Source organism: Ruegeria haliotis (assembly GCF_013377785.1).
In the GTDB taxonomy this organism is placed as follows: domain Bacteria; phylum Pseudomonadota; class Alphaproteobacteria; order Rhodobacterales; family Rhodobacteraceae; genus Ruegeria; species Ruegeria haliotis.
Window position 1 is genome coordinate 958,669 of the sequence record NZ_JABXWT010000001.1, and the last position, 24,548, is coordinate 983,216.

Below are 24,548 nucleotides of genomic sequence, written 5' to 3' on the forward strand. Positions count from 1 at the left end.
GATCACCAGAGCAATGTGATTGCTTGGTTGCTGGGTGTTAGGCTGGGGTCGCCAAAGGTGCCTGTTGCGAAAATCCGCGTCGGGCGAATGCGGTGGATAACACCGGGTTTCAAGAATACCCGGACCGTGGCACCGCCCTTGAGCCTCATTTGGACAGGCAGGGGCTCACTCAGAGCTGCATTGATCACGATTGCGCCGGGGATGACGGGCAGATCGGTGTCGTCATTAGCCGTAACATCAACAGCGTTTTCATAGGGTCCGTCTGGTGACTTCCCAAACCCGGCGTATGGATCGGTAATAGGCATCAGATCATCTGTCCTTCTCTAAATGTGCTGAGTGCGCGCAGGCTATCCAGCCCGGCACGGTCGAATTCAGGATCAAGGTTGTTCTGAATGTTCTCTTGGCGTTGTTCTTCGGTGGGGCCGTCATGGTCTTCCTCGGGTGTGCCGTGGATAGCCATGAGCATCTTCATGTGTATCTCGAACGCGTCCGCGATCTCTTGCGGGGTGGCGTTCCAAGCGGTTTCTGGTGACCAATGCAGACAGCCGGTGGCCCAGCAATACAGGTCTTTGAACAAGTCAGCCCATGGCCGTGGATCAGCGTTGTTAAGGGGCTGCCTGTCGGTCTCAGCCGTTTGCAGGGTCAGAGTTTTGTAGAACTCAAACAATGCGGTGTAAGCTGCGTTGAAGAACCCGGACAGGGGTTGCGTTGCGACATACCCAAACAGAGCGTCGGTGGCCGCTTTCCCAGCCCCAGCGGTGATAACGTGCCAGACAGTGAACGTGTCGAATTCTTCCAGTTTGCGCAGCAGCTCGGGAAAGCCACCGTGCAGCCGTTCAAGGTGCATGGCAGCCCGCAAAGACGGGCGCAGAAACACGGTGTGACCACCGTGTTCCAATGCGATTTCGCAATATGCGAGCTGCCGTTTCATGGCTGGGTTAGGCTGCCAAAGACAGTTTGGACAGGGCTTCACCCATGACGACGCGACCGCCAACGCGGCGGCGAGCGATCAGCTTCACGATATCATTCACCGCGCCGGTGATCTCATCTTTGATGAGTTCGAAAGCGATGCGATCCCCAATGGTGTAACCGGTATAGAAGTCGCCAAACACGATGGGTGTGTTCCCTGCGCTGGGGTCGGGCATGTCAACGGCTTCGAGAACCGGGCGGCCCATGATCTGCGGAGGTTGGCGGCCAGCGATACCTTCCTGCCAAATATACTGACCATTGCCGTCTTTGAGCTTGCGCACCAGCGCCATGGTCTTGCGGTTCATCATCCACGCACCATTCAGCGCATACGCAGTCTTCAGTGAGTAAAAATGATCAATCAACGTGTCACCGTCGATTGCACCAACTTCGTTGTTGGCGACTTCGTTTGAGGTCAGCACACCTTCCGGCTGCGTAGTGCCATTGCCGTTAATGAACCACGAGGACTCTTTCTGACCGAACCGACGTGCGATGTGGTTGCCAAGGTATGCGGACAGGTCAACATGCGCATCTTCCAGAAGAGTTCTTGTCACCGGAACCACAACACCAAGGGTGAAGTTCTTCAGGTCGATTTCCTCAAAAGACGGTTCGCTTTCCGGCTTTGCATCAGTCTCACCGACTTCGGCAGGATTGACCTCGTTCACAAGGCGGGGGATTTGGAGGCTTGAACCGCTCATCTGGATTTTCTGAGCTTCGCCACGCATTGGCGAGAATTCGGCTACTTTTTCCAGAATGATTTTGCTGACAGGATCAGGTGCCAGAATGCCGCCGGTGCCAGAGCCATAGGCCAGTGACTTCACTTCAGCGGCGAAAGACTTCATCTCGTCTTCGCCCATGACGGGGTTTGCCGGGCCGGTGATCTGGGGCCGGTTGCCTTTGGCTTCCAGTTTGTCCAGGCGCGCAATAACCTTGTCGAATGCCTTGGTGTCGATCTGGGGCACCTGCGGCGTATCGTTGGCCGGAGTAACGGCCTTCTGCTCGGTCTCGATTTCTTCGTTTTCCAATTTGGGGGTCTCCATAGATTGGGTCAGGGGGTCATCCGATTTGATGGACGTGATCTGTGCGCCCGGATGACACGGGACGGCGACAACAGAGATTTCATGCAAGTGGGCGGCTGTGATGGTGCGGCCTTTGGCGTGGCGCTTGTGCTGCTTGGTCACAAAACCAATGGACAGGCCGGAGATTGCTTTGCTGCGGATCATGGCGCGCACTTCACGGGCGCGCTCGACGTCATCGACCAGCATGCGGCCTTTAACGGTCAGGCCTTCGTTGGTTTCGGCGATCTGATCCCAGACGCCAATGACCTGAGCTTGATCGTGGGCAAATAGCATCGGCAGGTTTTCAGGGGATGTGATTGCTCCCTTTTCAATCACATCCCCAACCCGGTCAGCAGAGCCAAACGGCCACGCAATGCCGGTGATCTCGCCTGCGTCTGTGACTTCGAATGCGGCTTTGATCTCAATACGATCGGTCATTCGGCGGCCTCATCCAGAGCTGCTGATTGGTCGCAAGTTTGGGCTGCATCGGTGGTGTCAGGTCGGCCACCCCAACGGGCATCCAGAATGTCCAGCGCCAGCGGATATAGATCATCAATCGGGGTATTCCGGGCGTAGGTGTCTGCGAGTTGTGCAGCGCGTTCAGGTTTGGTGCCGCCACCGATCAGGCCAAGCCGGATGATCTCGATCAAATCGGCCAGTTTAAACTGCATGTTCACGGCGCGCAGGTAGAAAGCGCCAATGCCAAGATCAGCAAGGCGCTCAAGCTCAGTGATCATGTCATCGGTCAAGGCGAAGGTGTATTCACCATCGCCAAAAAAGGCGGTGTGGGTCAGGTTCATTCAGCCTGTTCCTTCTGGGTGGTGGTGTAGGGGTTGCTCAGTTCGTTGCCGTTCGGATGAGGCGGCAAGTTCTCTTTGGCGCGCACCTCGTTCGCGGTCATGACGCCCATGCTGCGATACTGCCCATATGCCGTTGCTCGGGCAGCGGTGTCGGTGGTCAGCAGGTCGTCGGTGATGGCTTCGAAGTAGAAGTCATCCTGTTCTTCAGGCGTCAGCAGACATTGCGCGTATGCGTCCGTCCAGTCCTTCAGCCACGGCTTGAGAGTGACGGTGTGAAACTGCCGGAACATTTCTTCGGTGTTTGACCAAGTGCCGCGCGACAACTCAAAGAGCATAGTTGGTGGCACCCGGAAAACACGGGCGATTTCGTTGATCTGTTCAAGGCGATTTTCGGCGAACTGCGCGTCAGCCAGCGTCATGGAAATCGACTGATACTGCATCCCGTCCTCAAGGATTGCTGGCGCTCCGTTTTGTTCACCTGAGAATTGGGCTACCCACTCCTTGATGAAGTTCAACATCCCGGTGGCGTCCATTTTTTTGTCGGTCGTAACGACACCGGAAGGGCGCGCGCCGTTTTTGAGCGACGTCGCCATATGCTTCTCAAAACTAATAGCCAGCGCGATAGCTTCTCGGCCCAAAGTGATCGGTGCCACCCCGCCGACGGCTTCAATGCGCAGCACGTCACGGTAGGAAAGCCGCACCTGTCCGGCATCAGTGTGAACTCGAAAGAAGGGTTCACCGTCCGGTTCCTGATCCCGCTGGACTTTACCCGGTTCCAGCCTGTGCAGCTCATAGGGCGTGTCATCGGAAAGGCGGACCACCTGTGCGTGACCGGCGCCGTGCAACAGTGCATCAATGGTTAGTTGTTCGCGTAGCTTCGCGGCGCTTGTCCAAGGGTTTGCGCGCCCATGCACCAGTCGGTAGGCCGGATGGTCGGTCAGGGTGTCTTTGGACGCGCGGTCATAGAGTTTGACCGGCAGTGCGCCGATGGTCTCAGAGATGAGCGACACAGCGCAGTTCACAGCCGGAACACGCATGGCATTGCTGGGACCGACTGACAGGCCGGATGCTGTAGGCGTCACCCCAAACAAGGGGAACACGTCAGGGTCGGTCAGTGTCAGCGCCTTTTCGTCAACGCCGAATCCGAGTGCTTTTTTGATCTTGGTAAGGGCCATGCGATCCACGTGAAAATAGAAGTGTGGCAAAAATAACACACTGCGAATCGCGGTTAAAGGAAAAAGTGATACTATAACAATCTTAATTCATTCATTTTCCCAACCGAAGTCTTTCGGTGGACTGACAGAGATTTCCTCCATGCGTTCCTGCGCAAAGGCTGCGATGTTCGACTTCATGTCTACATTTGGATAGATCACTTGAAAAAGGTGGGTGCTGACATTCTCGACAGACCCTTCACATTTTTTGACCTCATGCCGCAAAACGTTCATTCGGGACATCAGCTTTAGAATGGCATCGTCATTGAACATCTTATCGTTCTCCTCTCGAAAGAAACGATGGGCGAAGTAGTTCCGAGAATGCCTGAGTGCTTTCAAATCATCAGCAAGAAACTTCATGTCAGGACAGTCTCCCAGTAAGTTGACCAGCCGTCCAAAAGTCGCGTCGAAGGCCTCGCTCTCAAACTTAGAGTGCAACGCTAGCCAGTCGTTTTTCGACCCGACCTCGCCGTTAATCAAAGCGATGTGAAGTTGCCAAAAAAGATAACAGTTTTGAAGACCACCTTCTAAATTTGCGAAGCCTGAAAACAGCAGTCCAAAATGAGCTAAGACCTCCTTGCCTAGAATAAAATCGCCCCCCTCTAACTCGGGGAAATCTTTCAAAAGCTGCTGTATGTCCTCATCAGCGTGCATTGTTCCTCTCCCCTAGCTAAAATCGTAATTTGGCAAACGGCCAATAGCGTCGATCTTAGCTTTCAAGCTGACATCGCCGTAATTGTCCGATGCGTCATTACCGGAATGGCCCTGTATGGCGTCGTAGACACGTTTGAGAATACCCAGCTCAATGCACTGGCTCTTGAAGCGGTGTCGCCATGCATGGGTAGGGCGCACGTCATCTGGCACAAGCTCCACTTCGCGCAACCAACTGGCCAGTCGGTTTGATATCTGGGTTGCTGCGGAGATGTATTTCTTGGGATCAGCGCCGTGGTGGAACAGGGGGCCAGGGCCTGCATTTTGGACGAATTCAATAAACCCTTCATCGATGATCTGGGAATGCAGTGGCACGTCACGATACTCACCTGTTTTGATGGTTCCGGCATCTGGTGTTAGCCGGATGACCCATGTGTTTCCCTCATTGCGCACATCCTCTTTCCGGAGTTGGGTGATTTCTGTGACTCGTGTGCCAGTGAAGGCACCAATGAGCGGCACCCAGCGCTTGGCTGCAATCATGTGTTCGGTTTCTCGGATGCGGCCATTGTCGTCAGTGACTGGGTTGTATGTGCGGGATGCCTTTAGGATTTTGGTAGCCTCTGGGTCGGTGAACCCCTTCTCTCGGGATTGAATTTTCTTCGGCTTGGGCTGTTTTACCTGAGCGGCCACGTTTTCGGTAAGCCTGTCATTCTCCACGGCCCAATTCAGGACGGAACGCACAGTTGAGAGATACTTGTCGCTTACGGTGCGCGGTGACAGGGATTTCAGAAGGTGGTCACGCCATGCGATGATGTCTTTCTTTGTCAGCCGGGCGGCATCATTGTGCCTGACGAACTTGCGGAGTGTTTCGATTGCTAGGCTGAGTTGTTTGCCGCCGTCGCGCATGGACCCTGTTTGTTGACGCATTTGCACATAGTCGGTCCAGAGCTGTTTGAGACTGACAGGCTCAGGTGCTTTTTCAAGTGGCTTTGCGTTTACAATGATTGGTGCAGTAGGTGTGCCAGTGAAGTCCCCTTCATCGCGCTCAGCAGAACGCGCAAGGGCTTCCAGCTCTGCGTGACACAAGGCACGGGCTATCTCACGCCATTCGGTGCTGCCGACTGCCGCATCCAGATTGCCAGCAGCCCGGAAACGTTCGACCTGTGCGCCGACCAGCTCACCTAGCTCAGCGTCGTTTGCGTTCCCGGCGATGGCAGCTCGCAGACGCTCGACTAGCAGATCGTCGATGCCGACACCGGACCAACGCGGATCGTTGCGCAGTTCGTCATCAAAAGCCAAGCGCTGGTGATAATGGCTGTGTGCGATCTGAGCCGGTGCCAAGGGAAAGCGGGCAGGGGCGTTAGTTGGCTGATTGGGGTAGGCTTGTTGCTCAGCCACCGCGATCTGGTGCTGAAGCTGTGCAACCGCACCCGGAAGCAGCTTGAGCGCTTGGCGGTAGTCGCCACCCAACGGGGTGCGCAGCTCAGTCTTGCCGACAAATCCGCGTAAATCTTTTGGCACCACAAGCCGGGCGTGATAACGCCCTTTGCGGTTGACCAAGTGCATAACCTTGCCTGCCATTGAAACACCTTTTGTAACCAAAGTTGTAACCTTCAAACGGACAAACGTCCTTGTTTGCAAGGGTTTTCTTTTGTTTCAAAAGGTTAGAATGGTGGGTGATAAGAGATTTGAACTCCTGACATCTTCGATGTGAACGAAGCGCTCTACCACTGAGCTAATCACCCGTGAGGCGTGCACTTACAGCGACTCTACTTTCTTCGCAAGTCCGCACGGTGCTGAATTGCGCTGCCGCTGTGGAATAGTTCGCCAGCACATTATTCTCTCTGGACGTTGCTTGGGAAAAAATCAGCTTCGGGCAAAAAACTTGAAAACGCCGCTTGACGATGCCGGGGCAGGGCCATAATACACCCCAACGTTCAGCAACGAACGGGCAGCGGGCGGTTGTAGCTCAGTTGGTTAGAGTACCGGCCTGTCACGCCGGGGGTCGCGGGTTCGAGTCCCGTCAACCGCGCCATCGCTGCCAGCCTTTGATTCGGGTAAATGGATCGCAGATAGACCCTAATGCGCGGTTGTAGCTCAGATGGTTAGAGTACCGGCCTGTCACGCCGGGGGTCGCGGGTTCGAGCCCCGTCAACCGCGCCATTTTCCTAAAATGCCAAAAACGTTTTACCTCCATGGGGGGTAACGTCGTTTGGTGTCAGTAGGTGTCGGCAATAAACGGACTGTTCGCGCTTTGTTCTAATTTTTTTGTTGGAGACTCAGCGTGGTTCACCTATTTCTAGGACACTTGTGAGTTGGGGGCCGAAATGGCTGAGCTGAAGAATATCGAGGTGCGCGGCGCGCGCGAGCATAACCTCAAAGGCATCGATGTGGATATTCCGCGCGATCAACTGGTGGTGATCACCGGGCTGTCGGGGTCGGGAAAGTCGTCACTGGCCTTTGATACCATCTATGCCGAAGGGCAGCGCCGGTATGTTGAAAGCCTGTCGGCCTATGCGCGGCAGTTTCTGGACATGATGGAAAAGCCCGACGTGGACCACATCAGCGGCCTGTCTCCGGCTATTTCCATCGAACAGAAAACCACCTCCAAGAACCCGCGTTCGACTGTTGGCACAGTTACCGAGATTTATGACTATATGCGCCTTCTGTTTGCGCGCGCCGGTACGCCTTACAGCCCTGCAACCGGATTGCCGATCGAGGCACAGCAGGTGCAGGACATGGTCGATCGGATCATGACCATGGAGGAGGGAACGCGCGGTTATCTGCTGGCCCCGATCGTGCGTGATCGGAAAGGGGAATACAAAAAGGAATTCCTGGAACTGCGCAAGCAGGGCTTTCAACGCGTCAAGGTGGACGGAGAGTTCTATGAACTCGACGAGCCGCCCACGTTGGACAAGAAATTCCGCCATGACATTGATGTGGTCGTAGATCGTCTGGTTGTGCGCGAAGGGATGGAAACGCGGCTGGCGGACAGCCTGCGCACAGCTCTGGATTTGGCCGACGGGATTGCGATTCTGGAAACTGCCCCCCGCGAAGGTGACCCCGAACGTATTACCTTCAGCGAAAATTTTGCGTGTCCAGTTAGTGGCTTTACCATTCCCGAGATCGAACCACGCCTGTTCTCATTCAATGCGCCCTTTGGCGCTTGCCCGGATTGCGACGGTCTTGGGGTCGAGCTGTTCTTTGACGAACGTCTCGTCGTGCCGGACCAAACACTCAAGCTGTATGACGGAGCGCTGGCGCCTTGGCGAAAGGGGAAGTCCCCGTATTTCCTGCAGACCATCGAGGCTATCGCCCGGCATTATGAGTTCGATAAGAACACCCCTTGGAAAGACCTACCCGAGAAGGTCCAACAAGTCTTTCTGCGAGGATCAGGCGAAGAAGAGATCCAGTTCCGTTATGACGAGGGCGGGCGGGTTTATCAGGTCACGCGCAGCTTTGAGGGCGTGATCCCGAATATGCAGCGCCGCTATCGCGAAACCGACAGCGCGTGGATTCGGGAAGAATTTGAGCGGTATCAGAACAACCGGCCGTGCGGTACGTGTGAAGGGTATCGTCTGCGCCCCGAAGCGCTGGCCGTCAAGATTGCGGACCTACATGTGGGTCAGGTGGTCCAGATGTCGATCCGAGAGGCTCTGGCCTGGATCGAAAGTGCGCCAAACCGCCTGAGCTCGCAAAAAAACGAAATCGCGCGGGTCATTCTTAAAGAGATACGCGAGCGATTAGGTTTCCTGAATAACGTTGGACTAGAATATCTTACCCTGTCACGTTCAAGTGGTACGCTTTCTGGTGGCGAAAGCCAGCGTATCCGTTTGGCCAGCCAGATCGGCTCGGGCCTGACGGGCGTGCTCTATGTGCTTGATGAACCCTCGATTGGTTTGCACCAGAGGGATAATGATCGCCTGTTGGGAACGCTCAAGAACCTGCGGGATCAAGGCAATACCGTGATTGTGGTCGAGCATGACGAAGAAGCGATCCGCGAAGCGGATTATGTCTTTGATATCGGACCTGGCGCCGGGGTGCATGGTGGACAGGTTGTCAGCAAGGGTACGCCCGCCGAAATCATAGCGGATGCGGCCTCGGTCACAGGGCAATACCTGGCCGGGACGCGGGAAATTGCAGTGCCTTTGAAACGGCGCAAGGGGAACAAAAAGAAAGTTACGGTGGTGAAGGCGACCGGCAACAACCTGAAGAGCGTCACGGCAGCTTTCCCGCTGGCGAAATTTGTCTGTGTCACTGGTGTCTCTGGTGGCGGTAAATCGACCTTGACCATTGAAACGCTGTTCAAGACGGCCTCGATGCGCCTGAACGGTGCGCGTCAAACACCAGCGCCGTGTGAAACCATCAAGGGGTTGGAGCATCTAGACAAAGTCATTGATATTGACCAGCGCCCAATCGGACGAACTCCACGTTCAAATCCAGCAACTTACACCGGGGCCTTCACCCCAATTCGGGACTGGTTTTCTGGTCTTCCCGAGGCCAAAGCCCGAGGCTACAAACCCGGTCGTTTCAGTTTTAACGTCAAAGGTGGGCGGTGCGAGGCGTGTCAGGGCGACGGTGTTATCAAGATCGAGATGCACTTTCTGCCAGACGTGTATGTAACCTGCGAAACCTGCAAGGGCGCACGGTACAACCGTGAGACACTTGAGATCAAATTCAAGGGCAAGTCCATCGCTGATGTCCTTGATATGACAGTGGAAGATGCGCAGGACTTTTTCAAGGCTGTGCCGTCGATCCGTGACAAAATGGATGCGTTGGCCCGCGTTGGGCTGGGCTATATCAAGGTTGGCCAGCAAGCCACGACCTTGTCGGGGGGCGAAGCCCAGCGGGTGAAGCTGTCGAAAGAGCTCAGCAAGCGGTCGACCGGACGAACACTGTATATTCTGGATGAACCGACGACGGGTCTACATTTCGAAGATGTGCGAAAACTTCTCGAAGTGCTGCATGAATTGGTTGATCAGGGCAATTCGGTTATTGTGATCGAACACAATCTGGATGTGATCAAAACGGCTGATTGGATCATTGATATAGGCCCCGAAGGCGGCGATGGTGGTGGTCAGATCGTAGCTGAAGGCACGCCTGAGAAAGTTGCAGATAGCGAACGTAGTCATACCGGGCGATACCTCAAATCCATGCTTGAGGCTAAACGTGTCGCGGCAGAATAGCGGGCTGATTGACCCCTAGTAGAGTATATCGGCTACAGCTCCGATCAGGTTCAGAACTTTTCGCGTGTCGGGGTCTATTCTATAAACATAGTCGCCGGCGCGCACGTAGTTTCCGCCTCGCTTGAGGCCATATCGGTTTGGATCGTTGATCCAAGTGTAGTCTTGATCAATCCGGTCTCCCTCTCGATACAGTTTGTTGACCTGCCCGGGAGGTACGCAAGGCACAGCCTTCTTGGCCAGCCCAGGTGGGCAGTGACCAGACTTGCTTTTTCCGTTGCCTGCGAAAGCTGCAACAGGGCTGAACGCCATCAGAACAAGTGCGCCAATACAGCTAAGTTTTTTCATGAGAACCCTCATATGCGTCACGTGAGGGTTCTACTCTGCACCTGCCTAGCTAAGAAAGTGGGGTCGGTCTTTTTCCTTGAAACCGGCGAGTTACTGCTTTCGAGTCTCTAGCTCCGCCCACGTTTTTCGAACCGTGGAAGCATGGCCGAAAAATCCTGCCCTTTACCGTCCTCGGTTTCAACAAATTGCTCATAGAGTGCAGTTGCTGCTTGCCCCATAGGCGTATCGGCATCCGAGCTCTCGGCGGCCTGTTGGCTAAGACGCAAGTCCTTCAGCATCAATTCGGCCGCAAAGCCGGGCTGGTAGTCGTTGTCTGCCGGGCTGGTTGGGCCAACGCCGGGGGCAGGGCAATACGCATTCATTGTCCAGCTATAGCCCGAGGACGTGCTGACCACGTCGAACATCTTCTGGCGATCCAACCCCAGCTTGTCTGCCAGAGCGAACGCCTCGCAGGTGGCGATCATGGTGACACCCAGGATCATGTTGTTGCAAATCTTGGCCGCTTGCCCTGCGCCTGCCTCGCCGCAATGAACGGCCTTTTGCCCCATGATATCGAACAGAGGGTTTGCCTTGGCAAAAGCTTCTTCCGACCCGCCTGCCATGAAGGTCAGAGTGCCAGCAGATGCACCTCCGATGCCGCCGGACACAGGTGCATCAACTGACAGCAGGCCGGTGGCAATCGCCTGATCGGCAACCGCACGCGCGCTGTCGACATCCACCGTAGAGCAATCGATCAACACAGCACCTTTCGCCATGTCGGGGATGACCTGATCGGCGACGGCACGCAGGATAGCTCCGTTGGGTAGCATAGTGATCACAGCGTCTGCACCAGTGACCGCGTCGGCAGCTGTTTCTGCTTGTGTCACGCCATCAACTGTCACGCCAGCTGTGTCAAAGCCACTGACGTGATGCCCCGCTTTGGCCAGATTGGCAGCCATCGGCGCGCCCATGTTTCCCAGCCCGATAAAACCGATTTGCATTGCTTATTCCTCCTCGAAAGTCAGTGCATCCGCGCCCAGCGGTTGCAACATTTTTGACACGGCCACCGCAGGCACATTCAGGTCCGGGAACTGCCAATTCGGATTACGGTCCTTGTCGATGATCTGGGCTCGGATACCTTCCAGAAAGTCACCATGTTCCATAGACCGATAAGTGAATCGGTATTCCATGTCCAAAGCGCGACGCATGGTCAGGGATGGTCCGCGCAATCGGTGTATCATTTCAACTGTACTAGCAACCGAAAGCGGCGCGTTCCGCTGCAGGGTTTCCAGAGTTTTCGTCGAAAACTCTCGGTCGCCAGACCGGAGATTAGTCAAAATATCACCAAGTGTTTCACCGCCAAAGAACTGATCAATATCGTTTTGTATTTCAGACAATTTGCCATCCGGCGGGGTGGTGGCGTGCTCTGGCAATAGGTCTGCGGTGCCGGACGCTTCCAATATCTCTATCAAGTCAGGCCATTGCGCCTGAGGAATAAAATGGTCCGCAAACCCGGCGAGGATTGCGTCCGCCGGCCCCATGCGGTGACCTGTTGTACCCAAGAATTCACCGAGACGACCGGGGGCCAAAGCCAGCATCAATGTACCACCGACATCTGGCACAAGACCGATGGAACACTCGGGCATTGAGATCTTTGAGCTTTCGCCGACCACCCGGTGGCTTCCATGGCAGCCAATGCCCACACCGCCACCCATGGTAAAACCCTGCAGAAAACTGATCACTGGCTTGGGGTATTCAAAGATCAGCGCATTCAGCCGATATTCATCCCGCCAGAATGTGCGACCAAAACCGTAATCACCCTTGGTGCCTGTTGCATAGAGATCGGCTATATCTCCGCCTGCGCAGAACGCCTTGTCGCCTTCGGCGTCGAGAATGATCAGATCGACCGCATCGTCTTCACGCCAGTTGCGCAGGGCGGTATCAATCGCCATGCACATCTCATAGGTCAACGCATTCAGAGCCTTGGCGCGCGTCAGGGTGATGCGGCCTGCGCGGCCGGTAGTGCGGATGTCAATGTCAGACATAAAGCCCTCAGTTCTGTGCAAGCATCTGGCGGGCGACAATCACGCGCATGATTTCGTTGGTACCTTCCAGAATCTGGTGTACGCGCAGATCGCGCACAAGTTTTTCAATCCCGTAATCCGCCAGATAGCCGTACCCACCGTGCAACTGCAGGCACTGATCGACAACTTTTGAACCGGTCTCAGTCACGAACTTTTTGGCCATGGCGCAGAATTTGGTAGCATCCGGTGCACCTTGGTCCAGCTTCCACGCCGCCTGGCGTAAGAACACCCGCGCAGCTTGCAGCTCAATTTCCATATCGGCCAAGCGGAATTGCAGCGCCTGAAACTGGTCGATGGATTTGCCAAAAGCTTTGCGTTCGGACATGTACCGCAGGGTCATATCCAGCCCGGCCTGTGCGGCGCCCAGTGAACAGGACGAGATGTTCAGACGACCACCATCCAGACCCATCATTGCATATTTGAACCCGTCGCCTTCGACACCAACCAGATTGCCAGAGGGTATTTTACAATCATCGAACTGGACTTGTGCCGTGGGCTGGCTCTGCCAACCCATCTTTTTCTCCAGCGCACCAAAGCTGAGGCCCTGCGTGCCATCTTCGACATACACCGTCGAAATACCTTTGGGTCCATCCTGACCCGTGCGCACCATGCAGACATAAGCATCGGAATAGCCACCGCCTGAGATGAATGCTTTGGTACCGTTCAGCGTATACCCTTCGTTCGTGCGTTCTGCGCGGGTTTTCAAGGCTGCTGCATCAGAACCAGAGCCGGGTTCGGTCAGGCAATAGCTCAGAACGGTGTTCAACGTCAGAATGTCCGGCATGATGCTGGATTTGAGATCGTCACTGCCAAAGCTGTCCAACATCTTGGCGCACATGTTGTGGATCGACAAAAATGCCGCGACCGAGGGGCAGGCCATCGACAACGCCTCGAACACCAGAGTTGCATCCAATCGGCTGAGGCCCGAGCCGCCGCCGTCTTCCGAGACATAGAGCCCGCCAAATCCCAGTTCACCGATCCGGGGCCAAAGGTCTTTGGGGATGGTGCCATCGGCCTCCCACTGGCGGGCGTAAGGTGCGATGTTTTCCTGTCCAAAGGCGTAGGCCATATCAAAGATGGCTGTTTGTTCCTCGTTCAGTGCGAAATCCATGGCAATCCCTTCCGTCGATATCGAATTGAACGCTTGTTTATTTCCCAATCGTTACAGAAATTTTGCAGGCTCGGCAATCGTGCGGACGTGTTTTGGATATCGTATCGTCAGCGGAAAGAAAGTTCTTACAAGTCGGCGTGGAACTCTTCGATCAGATGACGAACGACGGCATGTCCAGGATCTTCTCCGCAGGCAACAGCTTCGGCATGAACGCGGCGCTGGCGCGTGGCAGAGGTTCCGGTTTCAGCGATCTGCCTTAGACGAGCCAATTCGGTCATCGTGCCAAGTGCCTCGGTGTCTTCAGCGAGCATACCCATCAATTCCCCCATCAACTCGGCCATGGGCTTGATGGAGCGATCGCCGAAGTCGATTAACCCTTCGCCGACGCCATACCGTTGCGCACGCCATCGGTTCTCGCCGATCAGAAATCGGTCGTACTGTCGCCAGCGCAAGTTGCGGTCTTTCAGGCGGCATAGCATGCGGGTTAACGCTTGCACCATCGCGGCCAGAGACAGGGCATGTTCAAGACGAGGTTGCACATCCATGATGCGTGCCTCAAGCGTTGGAAAGCGGTGAGACGGGCGCAAATCCCACCAGATCTTCGATGTGTCCTCGATCACGCCCAACTCGACCAGTGCACCGGCGGTTCGTTCATATTCGGACCAACTGGAAAAGTCTGGCGGCAACCCGGTGCGGGGCAGGTTGTCAAATACGGTCAGGCGGTACGAAGACAATCCGGTGTCTTCACCTTTCCAGAACGGCGAAGACGCCGACAAAGCCAGAAGATGCGGCAGGAAATAACTCAGCTGCGGCATCAGATCGGAACGCAGGGCAGGGTCCGCGACGCCGACGTGTACATGCATACCGCAGATCAGCATCCGCCGCGCGACACCACCTAAGGCATGTTGCAGGGCATCATACCGTTCTTTTCGGGTGTGGTGCTGATCCTGCCAGTTTGCAAAGGGATGGCAGGATACCGCAATCGGAGTCAGGTTATAGTCCGCCGCGCGTTTTGACACACATGATCGCAGGCGTTTCAGATCTTCGCGCGCCGAGCTGATCGTTGTGTGTGGTCGTGTGCCGACTTCGATCTGGCATTGCAGGAATTCGGGGCTGACCTGTCCTTCGAAGTCGGCCTGGCAGGATTCCATCAATGCAGCGGGGGCTTGGGCAAGTTGCAGGCTGTCGCGGTCGACCAGCAGGTATTCTTCTTCTATGCCCAGGGTGAATTCCTGCTGCATGGCGGCCCTCTTCGTTCACTTCAGACCAGTCAATACGGAAATTGCCATTTTGCCAAGGGTTTGCGGTTCGGGTTCTTGCGGAAACCCTGCCAGCAAAGGTATGGAGCGAAGGTACCGCATCAAAAGACCGGAGCCACCCGCGTGAAACCCAGGAAATTCCCCCGGATCAATGCCGCCCTTGACCGGTTTGGCGTGAAGCTAATCGACAAGGCCGCTGAGCGTGAAGAACGCGCGCGGCTTGAGGTGTTTGAACAGGCAGGGGGATTGACCCGCCCCGCATATGCTCTGTCACCGGGGATGGAGGCATTCGATATCGGTCCGTTGATTGATGAGTACAGCGAGCATTCTGACGCGTTGCAGGCGCTGAAGGACCCGGGGCGCAATCAGACCGGATATCGCATCGGCAACGGTTACTATGACAGCCCGGATGCGGATGCTCTCTATCTGATGATCCGCCGGTTTCAGCCGAAGCGCGTGATCGAGGTAGGTTGTGGCAACTCAACCCGCGTAACACGGCAAGCGATCATGGACGGCGGTTTGCAAACGCAGATCACCGCAATCGATCCCTATCCGCGCGCCGATATTGCCCATGTAGTCGATCAGTTCGAGCAAAAACGACTGGAGGACGTCGATCCCGCCTTGTTTGATCAGCTTGAGGCCGGGGACATCCTGTTTATCGACTCCAGCCACGTGGTGCGGATGAGCAACGATGTGGCACATCTGTTCTGCCGGATCATTCCCGCGTTGAAACCGGGGGTGGTGATCCACGTGCATGATGTTTTTCTGCCCTACGAATACCCCAATCGGTTTTTCTATGACTGCCCGGGTTGGGGCGAGCAGTATATGTTGCATGCCATGCTGCAATCTGGCGCGTTTTCAATGCTTTGGCCGGGATACTATCTGCAACAGGACCGTCCCGATGCGGTTGAGGCTTTGCCGTTCCTCAAGGATGGTCGTGCTCAGAGTATCTGGGTGCAGATCAAGGACGCGTGATCCAATAGTGATCCGATCCGACAGAGTGCCCGTAACCCTTTCCATAACAAGCTGGAGAGGAGATAACAGCCATGTTTCGCCGTACATTTATGAGCGCTGCCGCCGCAATGGCACTTGCACTGCCCCTGAAAGCCCAGGCCGCTGACATCGTGGATACAGCGGTATCTGCCGGATCATTCAACACCCTGGTCGCTGCTGTGCAGGCCGCCGGGTTGGTTGACACACTGAAAGGCAAGGGCCCCTATACAGTGTTTGCACCGACGGATGAGGCGTTTGCCGCTCTGCCAGAGGGGACGGTTGAAACGCTGCTTCTGCCGGAAAACAAAGATCAGTTGGTTGCGATCCTGACCTATCACGTTGTGCCGGCAAAGGTGATGTCAGGCGACATCGCAGGCAAGCGCGCCAAAGTTCTGACGGTTCAGGGTGATCGGTTAAGCGTCAACGCCAAGAACGGTGTCAAAGTTAACGGAGCCGAAGTCATTCAGGCGGATATCGAGGCCAGCAATGGCGTTATCCACGTGGTCGACGCGGTAATCTTGCCGGAGTAAACTCTGACTTTTCTCAGAACAAAGCCCCGGTCCTTCTGGCCGGGGCTTTGTTGGTCTTATACCAGTCGAACCTGTGTGCCGACCTGAACCAGAGGGTACAATTCCTCAACGTGTTGGTTATATAGACCGATACAGCCCGACGAACTTTGGCGACCGATTTTACGGGTGTCGTGGGTTCCGTGCACCAAATAAGCAGGCCAACTAAGATACATGGCGCGGGTGCCCAGCGGATTGCCCGGGTCGCCACCTTCCATCCGGACTGGCAACAATGGGTCTCGTTCACGCATTGATGCAGTTGGAGTCCAGCTTGGGAATTCTGTTTTGCGGACCACCTTGGTGTAGCCGCGCTTGGTCAGTTCCTCGCTTTGGGGAACAGAGCTGGGGTAAAGTTTATAGATTCCATCCGCACCCCAGTAATGCACAGCGCGGCTGGTAATGTCCGCGAGTAGGCAACCAACGCCAAGTTCATCGAAATGATCCTGCCAGTTCTGTTGTGAAAACGATGACACATTACGCCGCACGGGCAACTGCGTGCTGATCGCGTCTTCGGCTTGGGGGAAGGCATCCACACTTTGTGCGCGTACCAGCGCAGGTGTGGCCAGAACGGACGCTGCACCCAAAAGGGCAGAGCGGCGGGTCATGCGGGAGTTGGGCAATTCAGCCTCCGGATTTGAACTGGTCAAACAATATTCCGCGTAAAATATTGCGGCGGCGCTCGAATTTCCAGTGCGTCGGCCCTGAATTTATCGTGAGACTGGCGATTTATTTGTCCGGTGGGCGACTATTCGCCAAAAAACCGGCCCAATATCGGGCCGGTTCGAATGTGCGCGGATTCTGTCTGCTTTCGCAGATCAGTCCATGGCTTTGAAGTTGAACTCGCCACCTTCCTTGATGCCCGACGGCCAGCGGGCCGTGACGGTTTTGGTGCGGGTGTAGAACTTGAAGCTGTCCGGGCCATGCTGGTTCAGGTCGCCAAACATGGATTTCTTCCAGCCGCCAAAGGTGTGATAGGCCAGCGGTACTGGGATCGGCACGTTGATGCCGACCATACCGATGTTGATACGGCTGGCAAAGTCACGGGCAGTGTCACCATCACGGGTAAAGATCGCGGTGCCGTTGCCGTATTCGTGGTCCATCGCCAGCTTCAGGGCTTCTTCGTAAGACTCGGCACGCACGGTGGACAAAACCGGGCCGAAGATTTCCTGTTTGTAGATGTCCATATCCGGTGTCACATGGTCGAACAGGTGCGGGCCAACAAAGAAACCGTCCTCATAACCCTGCAGGCTGAAATCGCGATTGTCGACGACCAGCTTTGCACCTTGCTCCACGCCGGAATTGATCAGACCCAAAATACGCTCTTTGGCGGCTGCGGTCACGACCGGGCCCATATCAACGTCATCACCGGCGGTATACGGGGCGACTTTTAGCTTTTCGACACGTGGTACCAGCTTTTCGATCAGCGCGTCGGCTGCTTCCTGACCTACCGGCACAGCGACCGAGATGGCCATGCAACGTTCGCCCGCTGCACCAAAACCCGCACCAATCAGTGCGTCGGCAGCCTGATCCATGTCAGCATCCGGCATCACGATCATGTGGTTCTTGGCACCGCCAAAACACTGCGCCCGCTTACCGTTCGCCGTTGCGCGCGAATAGATGTATTGCGCGATCGGGGTCGATCCCACAAAGGACACGCCTTGAATGATCTCGCTGTCCAGAAGGGTATCTACGGCTTCCTTATCGCCGTTGACGACCTGGAATACACCTTTGGGCAGTCCCGCCTCGACAAACAGTTCGGCCAGCATCAGCGGGACTGAAGGGTCACGCTCCGAAGGCTTCAGGACCACGGCGTTGCCGCAGGCCAGCGCAGGGCCAACATGCCACAGCGGCATCATCGCAGGGAAGTTGAACGGCATGATCGAGGCGACAACACCCAGCGGCTGACGCATGGAGTACATGTCGATGCCGGGGCCTGCGCTGTCGGTGTATTCGCCTTTCAGCATTTGAGGCGCGCCGACGCAATATTCGATCACTTCCAGACCCCGCTGCAGATCGCCCTTGGCATCGGGGATGGTTTTGCCATGCTCGCGGCTCAGCGCCTCGGCCAGCTTGTCCATATCGCGGTTCATCAAGCCAACCATCGCCATCATGACGCGAGCGCGTTTCTGCGGGTTGGTTGCGCCCCAGGCGGGCTGTGCAATGGCCGCCTGCTCGATAACGGCAGTGGTTTCGGCCGCGCTGGCCATAGGGCACTTATATTGCACTTCGCCGGTTGCCGGGTTGAAGATATCGCCGAATCGGCCGGACGTGCCAGCCACGTATTCGCCGTTGATGAAGTGGGTCAGGTCTTGCATCGAAAACTCCTCCGGTAAATTTGTGCGCAGAATAGGCTTGCAGAAATCTCTTGAACAGAGGCAATGTTTCAAAAGAGCTTTGCAAAAATGCAAAAGGGAAGCGATGAACCCGAATTGGGATGACATGCGGGTCTTTCTGGCCGTCGCGCGCGAAGAAAGCCTGTCTTCGGCGGGGCGAATCCTCAAGATTGATCCAGCTACGGTCGGACGGCGCATTGCCCGGCTGGAATCCACATTGGATGCGCTTTTGTTCACAAAATCGCAGCAGGGTTACATGCTAACAGCGGCGGGTGAGCGCCTGCTGGAACATGGACTGCACGCCGAAGAGGCGATGCGCGCTGCAGCGGGGGCAATGACGGGCTCGACCAAATCTCTAAGCGGTCAGATCCGGATCGGAGCGCCAGATGGCAGCGCCAACTACCTGTTGCCGCAGGTTTGCGCCAGAATCAGCAATGCGAACCCCGATCTGGACATTCAGATCCTGGCGTTGCCGCGGATTATCAACCTGTCTCGACGCGAGGCAGACATGGCCATCACGGTCAGCGCGCCGACCGCTGGGAAATTACTGGTGAAAAAAGTCAGTGATTATAAATTGCACATGGTCACGACGCAGGACTATCTGGATCGTCACGGCCCAATCCGCTCGGTCGCGGATTTAGGCGGGCACAGGCTGATCGGGTATATCCCGGATATGATCTTCGACCGCGAGCTGGATTACCTGAACGATATTGGTGTGGACCGTGTCGCCCTTGCATCGAACTCGGTGTCCGTTCAATTGAGGCAGGTTTCGTTGGGAACGGGCGTTTGCGTGGCACATGACTTTACTTTGCCCTTTCATCCGCATCTTCGAAAAATCCTGATGGATCAAGTGAGTTTGACGCGCAGTTTCTACTTGGTTCGGCATCAGGGGGATCAGCGCAACGAGCGGCTGAACCGCTTTGCCGAGGCCCTAACGCGCGGTATCCGTGACGAAGTTGCGCGGCTGGAAGCCGATGCTGACGCTTGACAGGTGGCACCAATCGCGCAACGTTTTGGAATAAGTGTTTTTATTCCGGAGGTGATCTTCATGCTCGTTCAGGCCATTCTGAAATCCAAAGCGACAGAAGGCGTGGTGACGGTCCAATCTTCGGCGACAGTCTCAGAAGCCGCAAAGATCCTTGCAGATAAGCGGATCGGTACGGTTGTTGTATCGGACGATGGGGGAGAGACGGCAGCCGGTATCCTGTCCGAGCGTGATATCGTCCGGGAGTTGGCCTCCAGTGGCAGTGGATGTCTGACACAGCCTGTCAGCTCTTACATGACGCAAGACCTTGTCACCACCACGCGGCAGGCGACAGTTCAAGAGATCATGTCGCGTATGACCGAAGGACGTTTTCGCCATATGCCCATTGTCGAAGACGGTAAGCTGGTCGGTATCGTTACCCTTGGGGATGTGGTCAAGGCCCAACTGGCTGAACTCGCCATGGAAAAAGATGCGCTGGAAGGCATGATCATGGGGCACTGACTGCAAGGGCTGATGATGTCGCCTCTTGCACCCGCAGCAAAGTTGTGTTTGCTTGCGCAGAAATTTTATTGCGCAGGAGGGCGCGATGCGGGTTGGATTATATCCCGGAACTTTTGACCCGATCACGCTGGGTCATATCGACATCATCCGCCGCGCGGCGGCCTTGGTGGACAAGCTGGTCATCGGTGTCGCCATCAACCGTGACAAAGGGCCGTTGTTTTCATTGGAAGAACGCGTGGCCATGATCGAGGCCGAGTGTGCGCATTTGACCGAGCAGACCGGAACCGAGATCGTCGCTCACCCCTTTGAGAACCTGCTGATTGATTGCGCCCGCGATGTGGGCGCACAGATCATTGTGCGCGGTTTGCGCGCCGTGGCCGATTTCGAATACGAATTCCAGATGGTCGGTATGAACCGCGTGCTGGATGATTCAATCGAAACCGTGTTCCTGATGGCCGAGGCGCGGCATCAGGCCATCGCCTCGAAACTGGTCAAGGAAATTGCGCGGCTGGACGGGGACGTGTCAAAGTTCGTCACGTCCCGCGTCAATACAGCATTACGCGAGAGGCTAGGCTAAGGCGCCCATCGCAGCAGCTGTGTCGAGCATCCGGTTCGAGAAACCCCATTCGTTGTCATACCAGGCCAGCACGCGCACAAGCGTGCCGTCGGTGACTTTGGTTTCAGCCATAGACACTGTCGAGCTATGAGCATCATGGTTGAAATCCGTTGAAACCAGCGGGCGGCTTTCAGCCGCCAGTACACCGGGGATTTTGGCCGCAGCTTTTTCGAACAGGGCGTTGATCTCTTCCTCGGTGGTTGGGCGCGACACCTCAGCCACCAGATCGACAACCGAGACGTTCGGTGTGGGAACACGGATGGCTTGACCTGTCAGTTTGCCAGCCAGTTGCGGTAGAACCAGCCCCACAGCGGACGCCGCGCCGGTCGTTGTCGGAATCATCGACAACGCCGCCGCGCGCGACAGATACGGGTCTTTGCCTGCGGTGTCGTGCACAGGTTGGCTTGCTGTATAGGCGTGAACGGTTGTCATGTTGCCATGCAGAATACCCAGACCTGCGTCCAGCGCCGCTGCAACCGGCGCCAGACAATTCGTGGTACAAGAGGCGTTGGATACGACGGTGTCTTTGGCGGATAGCTCGTGATCGTTGACACCAAAGACAATTGTTTTCACTCCGCCGTCTCCACGTGCTGGCGCCGAGATCAAAACCTTCTTTGACCCGTTCTTGAAATGGCGTTCAGCCGCTTCGCGTGTGCGAAACACGCCGGTGCATTCCAGAACGATGTCTACATCGGACCAATTCAGTGCTTCAGGATCACGCTCGCTGCTCAACCGGATTGGACCGGCGCCGACATCCAGGCCAGTATCAGACAGGGTGACTTTGTTCGGATACCGACCATGCACGCTGTCGAATTCGAACAGATGCGCGTTGATCTCCGGTTTAGCCAAATCGTTTATTGCGACAATCTCTAAATCTGTGCGTCCAGATTCCATGACGGCCCGCAGAACGCCGCGCCCGATCCGTCCAAAGCCGTTGATTGCGAGTTTGAGTGTCATGTTGCGCTCCATCTGATTAGCCGCTCGGCATTGGTAAAAGTAGTTAGCGCTAACAAAGTCAGATGAGCCAAAATGTCAAGCGAAACCTCACTCAACGCCAGAAGGCCAGCCAATCCAGAAAGTCATAGAGCTTTTTGCCTAGAAACAATAAATGCTCGGTCCCGAATGCTGCGAAGTCCAGCATGATCCCACCAAGAATGAGTATCCCGAGCCAGATGGCGATTTGATTTGTCATCCTGTCCCCGAACGAAAACACCCGCCCAGATAACCTGAGCGGGCGAAGCTGTTCAAGCTATCATGGGAAAATCAGTTAAGACGGCCCATGGCAACGGCAACATCGGCCATACGGACCGAAAAGCCCCATTCGTTGTCATACCAAGCCAGCACGCGCACCATGCGGCCATCGACAACGCGAGTCTGCTCGGGCGCAAAGATCGAGCTTTCTTCGGTGTGGTTGAAATCGGTCGAGACCAGCGGCGCAGGCTCATAACCCAGAACGCGCTGCATTGGGCCTTGGGCGGCCTCTTGGACAATGGCGTTCACCTCTTCGACAGAGACATCACGCGCGGCGCGGAAGCTCAGGTCGACGGCAGACACGTTCGGAGTCGGTACACGGATGGCAGAACCGTCCAGACGACCCTTGAGGTTTGGCAGGACTTCACCCAGCGCAGCAGCCGCACCGGTGCTGGTCGGGATCATCGACATAGCGGCAGCACGGGCGCGGTACAGGTCGCTGTGGCGACGGTCCAAAGTCGGCTGATCGCCGGTATAGGCGTGGATCGTGGTCATGATGCCGTGTTCGATGCCGATACCTTCGTCCAGAACCTTGGCAAGCGGAGCAAGGCAGTTCGTCGTGCAGGAACCATTGGATACCATTTTGTCTTCGGCGGTCAGACTGTTGTGGTTCACGCCGAAAACGATGGTTTTGTTGACGTTTTTGCCCGGGGCCGACAGCAGAACCTTTTGCGCGCCGCGTTCAAAATGTGTTTTGGCCTTCAGCCCGTCGTTGAATTTACCGGTGCATTCCAGAACGACATCGCAGCCATCCCAGTCCAGTTCGTTCATGTCATAAGTCGAGAACATCTGCATCGGGCCACGGCCCAGATCCATGGTGTTGCCATTGATGGAGACGTCGCGCGGGAAACGACCGTGAATGCTGTCATATTTCAACAGATGAGCCGAGGTTTCCAGCGGGCCGGTAGCGTTGACCTTGATCACTTCGATGTCGTTACGGCCGGATGCGGCGATGTGCGACAGGGTACAGCGGCCAATGCGGCCAAAACCATTGATACCGACCTTGATGGTCATATGACGTCTCCAGATGCGCTTGCTTTGTGGGCCATATAGCCGTGATTGCGCATTCTCAAAAGGGCAAAAGTGGCATATTTTTAAGGTGGTAGCGCAAACCTCACGCGATTGCGCTAACGCTTGCGCTAGCCGTTGGATCGGTTAGGGTCCCATTGCGACAGTGAAAGGAAAGGAAGCGCGATGAGTGGTCTGTTGGCCCTGTTGGACGATGTGGCAGGGATCGCCAAGGTTGCGGCTTCCTCTTTGGATGATGTCGCGGCAGCGGCAGGCAAGGCCGGGGCCAAGACCGCAGGCGTGATCATTGACGATGCGGCGGTCACACCAAAGTATGTGCAGGGATTTGCCCCGGCACGAGAGCTGCCGATCATCTGGCGTATTGCCCGTGGGTCGATCTTCAACAAGATCATACTATTGCTGCCGGTTGCCTTGCTGCTGGCCAATTTTGCGCCGTGGCTGATCACGCCATTATTGATGCTGGGCGGGTCCTACCTTTGTTTTGAAGGGGCCGAGAAGATTTTCCATGTCCTGTTTCCCCATGGCAGTCCCACAATTGAACAGGATATGGACGTCCGCGATCCCGGTCATCTGGAAGAGCAGAAGATCAAAGGCGCCATCAAGACAGATTTCATTCTGTCTGCCGAGATCATGACCATCGCTCTGGCGGCGATCGAGGCCCCGAACCTGTGGATGCAAGCTGCAACGCTGGCGGTTGTCGGGATCGGTGTGACTGTGGCCGTGTACGGCTCGGTCGCGTTGATTGTGAAAATGGATGATGTCGGTCTGTTTCTGGCAGAGAAAGCTCCGACACCGATCGGGCGTGGGTTAGGCCGGGGGCTGGTCAGGGCCATGCCGGTGGTGATGAAAGTTCTGTCGGTTGTTGGAACTGCTGCCATGCTGTGGGTTGGTGGATCGATTATTATCCATGGGATGGAAGTTCTGGGCTTTGGCTGGCTGGGACATCATATCCATGACTGGGCCTATGCTATTGGTCATTCTGTTGCGGCCCAGTGGACTGCGGCGGTGGAATGGATTGCCAAGGCGACCATGGACGGTGTGTTCGGGCTGGCCTGGGGCTTTGTGCTGATCCCGGTAGCCACGAAGCTGTTGAAAAAGCATTAATCAGGGCAGGGCGCGGTTTTGGAACCGCGCCGCTGGTCGTCAATAGCTGTTCGGATTGCCCTTGACGATCACGCCAGCGCCATCGACCGCGCCGTCCTTGAACAGAGTCACCACATTGCCGTCGATTTTCAGATCCCAGCAATTTTCGGGGTCGGTGCCATAGGTGAAGCACATGCCGTTATCCGTGGCGCGCCATGTCCCCGAATATCCGTCGCCCTTGATCGCGCCGTCAGCTGAGTAATATTCGCTGAACGCCCCGGTCAGCATGCCGCCCTGATAGGTGTGATCGCCTATCGCGCTCTGGATTTCGCCTTTCGAGGCGAAGCCGGCCGCAAGCGCCGGTGATGAGATCGCGGCCAGCGCGAGAGCCAAGAAGTTTCGTTTCATGGTATTTCCCTGCGTTAAGAAGTGCCGGGCACAGATATTGTGGCCGGGCAGGGGGAATAGGCCACGTGCGCTCACGACACCTCACGATAGCGCGAGCAAAAGAGGCGGCCGTTTGGCCGCCTCTTTCGTCTGA

25 protein-coding genes and 3 tRNA genes are annotated in these 24,548 nt (G+C 55.9%); 9 read left to right on the plus strand and 19 right to left on the minus strand.

Going from position 1 to position 24,548, the window contains the following annotated elements:
- Positions 1 to 2: 2 nt before the first annotated feature.
- From HW561_RS04755 to HW561_RS04790, 8 genes are all read right to left on the minus strand, one after another.
- Positions 3 to 305, minus strand: a complete 303-nt coding sequence (locus HW561_RS04755; protein WP_176862142.1) for a spike base protein, RCAP_Rcc01079 family — start codon at positions 303 to 305, stop codon at positions 3 to 5.
- Positions 305 to 931, minus strand: coding sequence for a hypothetical protein (locus tag HW561_RS04760; protein ID WP_176862144.1), 627 nt, complete (start codon positions 929 to 931; stop codon positions 305 to 307). Before HW561_RS04760 ends, HW561_RS04755 begins: the two co-directional genes overlap by 1 nt.
- A gap of 7 nt (positions 932 to 938) precedes the next feature.
- Entirely contained in the window at positions 939 to 2,462 is a 1,524-nt protein-coding gene (locus HW561_RS04765) for a phage major capsid protein (protein WP_176862146.1), read from the minus strand.
- The gene (locus HW561_RS04770) at positions 2,459 to 2,824 is read right to left on the minus strand and encodes a gene transfer agent family protein (protein ID WP_176862148.1); all 366 of its coding nucleotides are present in this window, start codon (positions 2,822 to 2,824) and stop codon (positions 2,459 to 2,461) included. Before HW561_RS04770 ends, HW561_RS04765 begins: the two co-directional genes overlap by 4 nt.
- Positions 2,821 to 3,999: a phage portal protein gene (locus HW561_RS04775; protein WP_176862150.1), complete on the minus strand. Its 1,179-nt coding sequence runs from the start codon at positions 3,997 to 3,999 to the stop codon at positions 2,821 to 2,823. The genes HW561_RS04770 and HW561_RS04775 overlap by 4 nt, the downstream gene beginning before the upstream one ends.
- Before the next feature lie 87 nt (positions 4,000 to 4,086).
- Positions 4,087 to 4,689, minus strand: a complete 603-nt coding sequence (locus HW561_RS04780; protein ID WP_176862152.1) for a hypothetical protein — start codon at positions 4,687 to 4,689, stop codon at positions 4,087 to 4,089.
- Between the two features lie 12 nt (positions 4,690 to 4,701).
- Positions 4,702 to 6,267: a site-specific integrase gene (locus tag HW561_RS04785; RefSeq protein WP_235962778.1), complete on the minus strand. Its 1,566-nt coding sequence runs from the start codon at positions 6,265 to 6,267 to the stop codon at positions 4,702 to 4,704.
- A gap of 89 nt (positions 6,268 to 6,356) precedes the next feature.
- Positions 6,357 to 6,431, minus strand: a tRNA-Val gene (locus HW561_RS04790).
- 213 nt (positions 6,432 to 6,644) lie between these two features.
- Between HW561_RS04790 and HW561_RS04795 the strand changes: the two genes are divergently transcribed.
- The 3 genes from HW561_RS04795 (at position 6,645) to uvrA (ending at position 9,872) form a co-directional block, all read left to right on the plus strand.
- Positions 6,645 to 6,721 (plus strand) — tRNA-Asp (locus tag HW561_RS04795).
- Positions 6,722 to 6,772: 51 nt separating this feature from the next.
- A tRNA-Asp gene (locus HW561_RS04800) sits at positions 6,773 to 6,849 on the plus strand.
- Between the two features lie 164 nt (positions 6,850 to 7,013).
- Positions 7,014 to 9,872: an excinuclease ABC subunit UvrA gene (gene uvrA, locus HW561_RS04805; protein ID WP_176862154.1), complete on the plus strand. Its 2,859-nt coding sequence runs from the start codon at positions 7,014 to 7,016 to the stop codon at positions 9,870 to 9,872.
- 15 nt (positions 9,873 to 9,887) lie between these two features.
- Here uvrA and HW561_RS04810 read toward each other — a convergent pair whose 3' ends face one another.
- From HW561_RS04810 to HW561_RS04825, 5 genes are all read right to left on the minus strand, one after another.
- Positions 9,888 to 10,217 (minus strand): hypothetical protein, encoded by a 330-nt coding sequence (locus HW561_RS04810; RefSeq protein ID WP_176862156.1) that lies wholly within the window; start codon positions 10,215 to 10,217, stop codon positions 9,888 to 9,890.
- Positions 10,218 to 10,324: 107 nt separating this feature from the next.
- A complete protein-coding gene (gene mmsB / locus HW561_RS23860; RefSeq protein ID WP_235962780.1) occupies positions 10,325 to 11,197 on the minus strand; it encodes a 3-hydroxyisobutyrate dehydrogenase in 873 nt (290 codons plus the stop codon).
- A 3-nt stretch (positions 11,198 to 11,200) separates the two neighbouring features.
- Positions 11,201 to 12,241, minus strand: a complete 1,041-nt coding sequence (locus tag HW561_RS23865; RefSeq protein ID WP_235962782.1) for an enoyl-CoA hydratase/isomerase family protein — start codon at positions 12,239 to 12,241, stop codon at positions 11,201 to 11,203.
- A gap of 7 nt (positions 12,242 to 12,248) precedes the next feature.
- A complete protein-coding gene (locus HW561_RS04820) occupies positions 12,249 to 13,391 on the minus strand; it encodes an acyl-CoA dehydrogenase family protein (protein WP_176862158.1) in 1,143 nt (380 codons plus the stop codon).
- Positions 13,392 to 13,516: 125 nt separating this feature from the next.
- On the minus strand, positions 13,517 to 14,632 hold the full coding sequence (locus HW561_RS04825) for a carboxylate-amine ligase (RefSeq protein ID WP_176862160.1): 1,116 nt from the start codon (positions 14,630 to 14,632) through the stop codon (positions 13,517 to 13,519).
- Positions 14,633 to 14,773: 141 nt separating this feature from the next.
- On the opposite strand from HW561_RS04825, the gene HW561_RS24190 reads away from it, so the two are divergent.
- Positions 14,774 to 15,625, plus strand: a complete 852-nt coding sequence (locus HW561_RS24190) for a class I SAM-dependent methyltransferase (RefSeq protein ID WP_176862163.1) — start codon at positions 14,774 to 14,776, stop codon at positions 15,623 to 15,625.
- Positions 15,626 to 15,696: 71 nt separating this feature from the next.
- Entirely contained in the window at positions 15,697 to 16,173 is a 477-nt protein-coding gene (locus HW561_RS04835; RefSeq protein WP_176862164.1) for a fasciclin domain-containing protein, read from the plus strand.
- A 56-nt stretch (positions 16,174 to 16,229) separates the two neighbouring features.
- Here HW561_RS04835 and HW561_RS04840 read toward each other — a convergent pair whose 3' ends face one another.
- Positions 16,230 to 16,814, minus strand: coding sequence for a L,D-transpeptidase (locus HW561_RS04840; RefSeq protein ID WP_176862305.1), 585 nt, complete (start codon positions 16,812 to 16,814; stop codon positions 16,230 to 16,232).
- Between the two features lie 210 nt (positions 16,815 to 17,024).
- Complete coding sequence (locus tag HW561_RS04845; protein ID WP_176862166.1) at positions 17,025 to 18,524, minus strand: CoA-acylating methylmalonate-semialdehyde dehydrogenase; 1,500 nt, start codon at positions 18,522 to 18,524, stop codon at positions 17,025 to 17,027.
- A 103-nt stretch (positions 18,525 to 18,627) separates the two neighbouring features.
- Between HW561_RS04845 and HW561_RS04850 the strand changes: the two genes are divergently transcribed.
- The 3 genes from HW561_RS04850 to coaD all read left to right on the plus strand — a co-directional run bounded on the left by HW561_RS04850 (position 18,628) and on the right by coaD (position 20,605).
- Positions 18,628 to 19,530 carry a LysR family transcriptional regulator gene (locus tag HW561_RS04850; RefSeq protein WP_176862168.1) on the plus strand — a complete coding sequence of 301 codons (903 nt, stop codon included), beginning with the start codon at positions 18,628 to 18,630 and terminating at the stop codon, positions 19,528 to 19,530.
- A 60-nt stretch (positions 19,531 to 19,590) separates the two neighbouring features.
- A complete protein-coding gene (locus HW561_RS04855) occupies positions 19,591 to 20,028 on the plus strand; it encodes a CBS domain-containing protein (protein ID WP_176862170.1) in 438 nt (145 codons plus the stop codon).
- An 85-nt stretch (positions 20,029 to 20,113) separates the two neighbouring features.
- The gene (gene coaD, locus HW561_RS04860) at positions 20,114 to 20,605 is read left to right on the plus strand and encodes a pantetheine-phosphate adenylyltransferase (RefSeq protein WP_176862172.1); all 492 of its coding nucleotides are present in this window, start codon (positions 20,114 to 20,116) and stop codon (positions 20,603 to 20,605) included.
- Here the strand turns inward: coaD and gap (HW561_RS04865) are convergent.
- The 3 genes from gap (HW561_RS04865) to gap (HW561_RS04875) all read right to left on the minus strand — a co-directional run bounded on the left by gap (HW561_RS04865) (position 20,597) and on the right by gap (HW561_RS04875) (position 22,909).
- Entirely contained in the window at positions 20,597 to 21,601 is a 1,005-nt protein-coding gene (gene gap / locus HW561_RS04865; protein ID WP_176862174.1) for a type I glyceraldehyde-3-phosphate dehydrogenase, read from the minus strand. The genes coaD and gap (HW561_RS04865) overlap by 9 nt on opposite strands.
- A gap of 91 nt (positions 21,602 to 21,692) precedes the next feature.
- Complete coding sequence (locus HW561_RS04870) at positions 21,693 to 21,836, minus strand: hypothetical protein (protein ID WP_176862176.1); 144 nt, start codon at positions 21,834 to 21,836, stop codon at positions 21,693 to 21,695.
- A gap of 71 nt (positions 21,837 to 21,907) precedes the next feature.
- A complete protein-coding gene (gene gap, locus HW561_RS04875; protein ID WP_176862177.1) occupies positions 21,908 to 22,909 on the minus strand; it encodes a type I glyceraldehyde-3-phosphate dehydrogenase in 1,002 nt (333 codons plus the stop codon).
- 180 nt (positions 22,910 to 23,089) lie between these two features.
- Between gap (HW561_RS04875) and HW561_RS04880 the strand changes: the two genes are divergently transcribed.
- Positions 23,090 to 24,028, plus strand: a complete 939-nt coding sequence (locus HW561_RS04880) for a DUF808 domain-containing protein (RefSeq protein ID WP_176862180.1) — start codon at positions 23,090 to 23,092, stop codon at positions 24,026 to 24,028.
- A gap of 39 nt (positions 24,029 to 24,067) precedes the next feature.
- On the opposite strand, the gene HW561_RS04885 is transcribed toward HW561_RS04880, so the two are convergent.
- Positions 24,068 to 24,415, minus strand: a complete 348-nt coding sequence (locus tag HW561_RS04885; protein ID WP_176862181.1) for a hypothetical protein — start codon at positions 24,413 to 24,415, stop codon at positions 24,068 to 24,070.
- Between the last annotated feature and the right edge of the window lie 133 nt (positions 24,416 to 24,548).

Coding starts and splice junctions, on each gene's coding strand:
- HW561_RS04755 (WP_176862142.1), bottom strand. CDS start 305: ATGCCTATTACCGATCCATACGCCGGGTTTGGGAAGTCACCAGACGGA.
- HW561_RS04760 (WP_176862144.1), bottom strand. CDS start 931: ATGAAACGGCAGCTCGCATATTGCGAAATCGCATTGGAACACGGTGGT.
- HW561_RS04765 (WP_176862146.1), bottom strand. CDS start 2,462: ATGACCGATCGTATTGAGATCAAAGCCGCATTCGAAGTCACAGACGCA.
- HW561_RS04770 (WP_176862148.1), bottom strand. CDS start 2,824: ATGAACCTGACCCACACCGCCTTTTTTGGCGATGGTGAATACACCTTC.
- HW561_RS04775 (WP_176862150.1), bottom strand. CDS start 3,999: ATGGCCCTTACCAAGATCAAAAAAGCACTCGGATTCGGCGTTGACGAA.
- HW561_RS04780 (WP_176862152.1), bottom strand. CDS start 4,689: ATGCACGCTGATGAGGACATACAGCAGCTTTTGAAAGATTTCCCCGAG.
- HW561_RS04785 (WP_235962778.1), bottom strand. CDS start 6,267: ATGGCAGGCAAGGTTATGCACTTGGTCAACCGCAAAGGGCGTTATCAC.
- uvrA (WP_176862154.1), top strand. CDS start 7,014: ATGGCTGAGCTGAAGAATATCGAGGTGCGCGGCGCGCGCGAGCATAAC.
- HW561_RS04810 (WP_176862156.1), bottom strand. CDS start 10,217: ATGAAAAAACTTAGCTGTATTGGCGCACTTGTTCTGATGGCGTTCAGC.
- mmsB (WP_235962780.1), bottom strand. CDS start 11,197: ATGCAAATCGGTTTTATCGGGCTGGGAAACATGGGCGCGCCGATGGCT.
- HW561_RS23865 (WP_235962782.1), bottom strand. CDS start 12,241: ATGTCTGACATTGACATCCGCACTACCGGCCGCGCAGGCCGCATCACC.
- HW561_RS04820 (WP_176862158.1), bottom strand. CDS start 13,391: ATGGATTTCGCACTGAACGAGGAACAAACAGCCATCTTTGATATGGCC.
- HW561_RS04825 (WP_176862160.1), bottom strand. CDS start 14,632: ATGCAGCAGGAATTCACCCTGGGCATAGAAGAAGAATACCTGCTGGTC.
- HW561_RS04835 (WP_176862164.1), top strand. CDS start 15,697: ATGTTTCGCCGTACATTTATGAGCGCTGCCGCCGCAATGGCACTTGCA.
- HW561_RS04840 (WP_176862305.1), bottom strand. CDS start 16,814: ATGACCCGCCGCTCTGCCCTTTTGGGTGCAGCGTCCGTTCTGGCCACA.
- HW561_RS04845 (WP_176862166.1), bottom strand. CDS start 18,524: ATGCAAGACCTGACCCACTTCATCAACGGCGAATACGTGGCTGGCACG.
- HW561_RS04850 (WP_176862168.1), top strand. CDS start 18,628: ATGAACCCGAATTGGGATGACATGCGGGTCTTTCTGGCCGTCGCGCGC.
- HW561_RS04855 (WP_176862170.1), top strand. CDS start 19,591: ATGCTCGTTCAGGCCATTCTGAAATCCAAAGCGACAGAAGGCGTGGTG.
- coaD (WP_176862172.1), top strand. CDS start 20,114: ATGCGGGTTGGATTATATCCCGGAACTTTTGACCCGATCACGCTGGGT.
- gap (WP_176862174.1), bottom strand. CDS start 21,601: ATGACACTCAAACTCGCAATCAACGGCTTTGGACGGATCGGGCGCGGC.
- HW561_RS04870 (WP_176862176.1), bottom strand. CDS start 21,836: ATGACAAATCAAATCGCCATCTGGCTCGGGATACTCATTCTTGGTGGG.
- gap (WP_176862177.1), bottom strand. CDS start 22,909: ATGACCATCAAGGTCGGTATCAATGGTTTTGGCCGCATTGGCCGCTGT.
- HW561_RS04880 (WP_176862180.1), top strand. CDS start 23,090: ATGAGTGGTCTGTTGGCCCTGTTGGACGATGTGGCAGGGATCGCCAAG.
- HW561_RS04885 (WP_176862181.1), bottom strand. CDS start 24,415: ATGAAACGAAACTTCTTGGCTCTCGCGCTGGCCGCGATCTCATCACCG.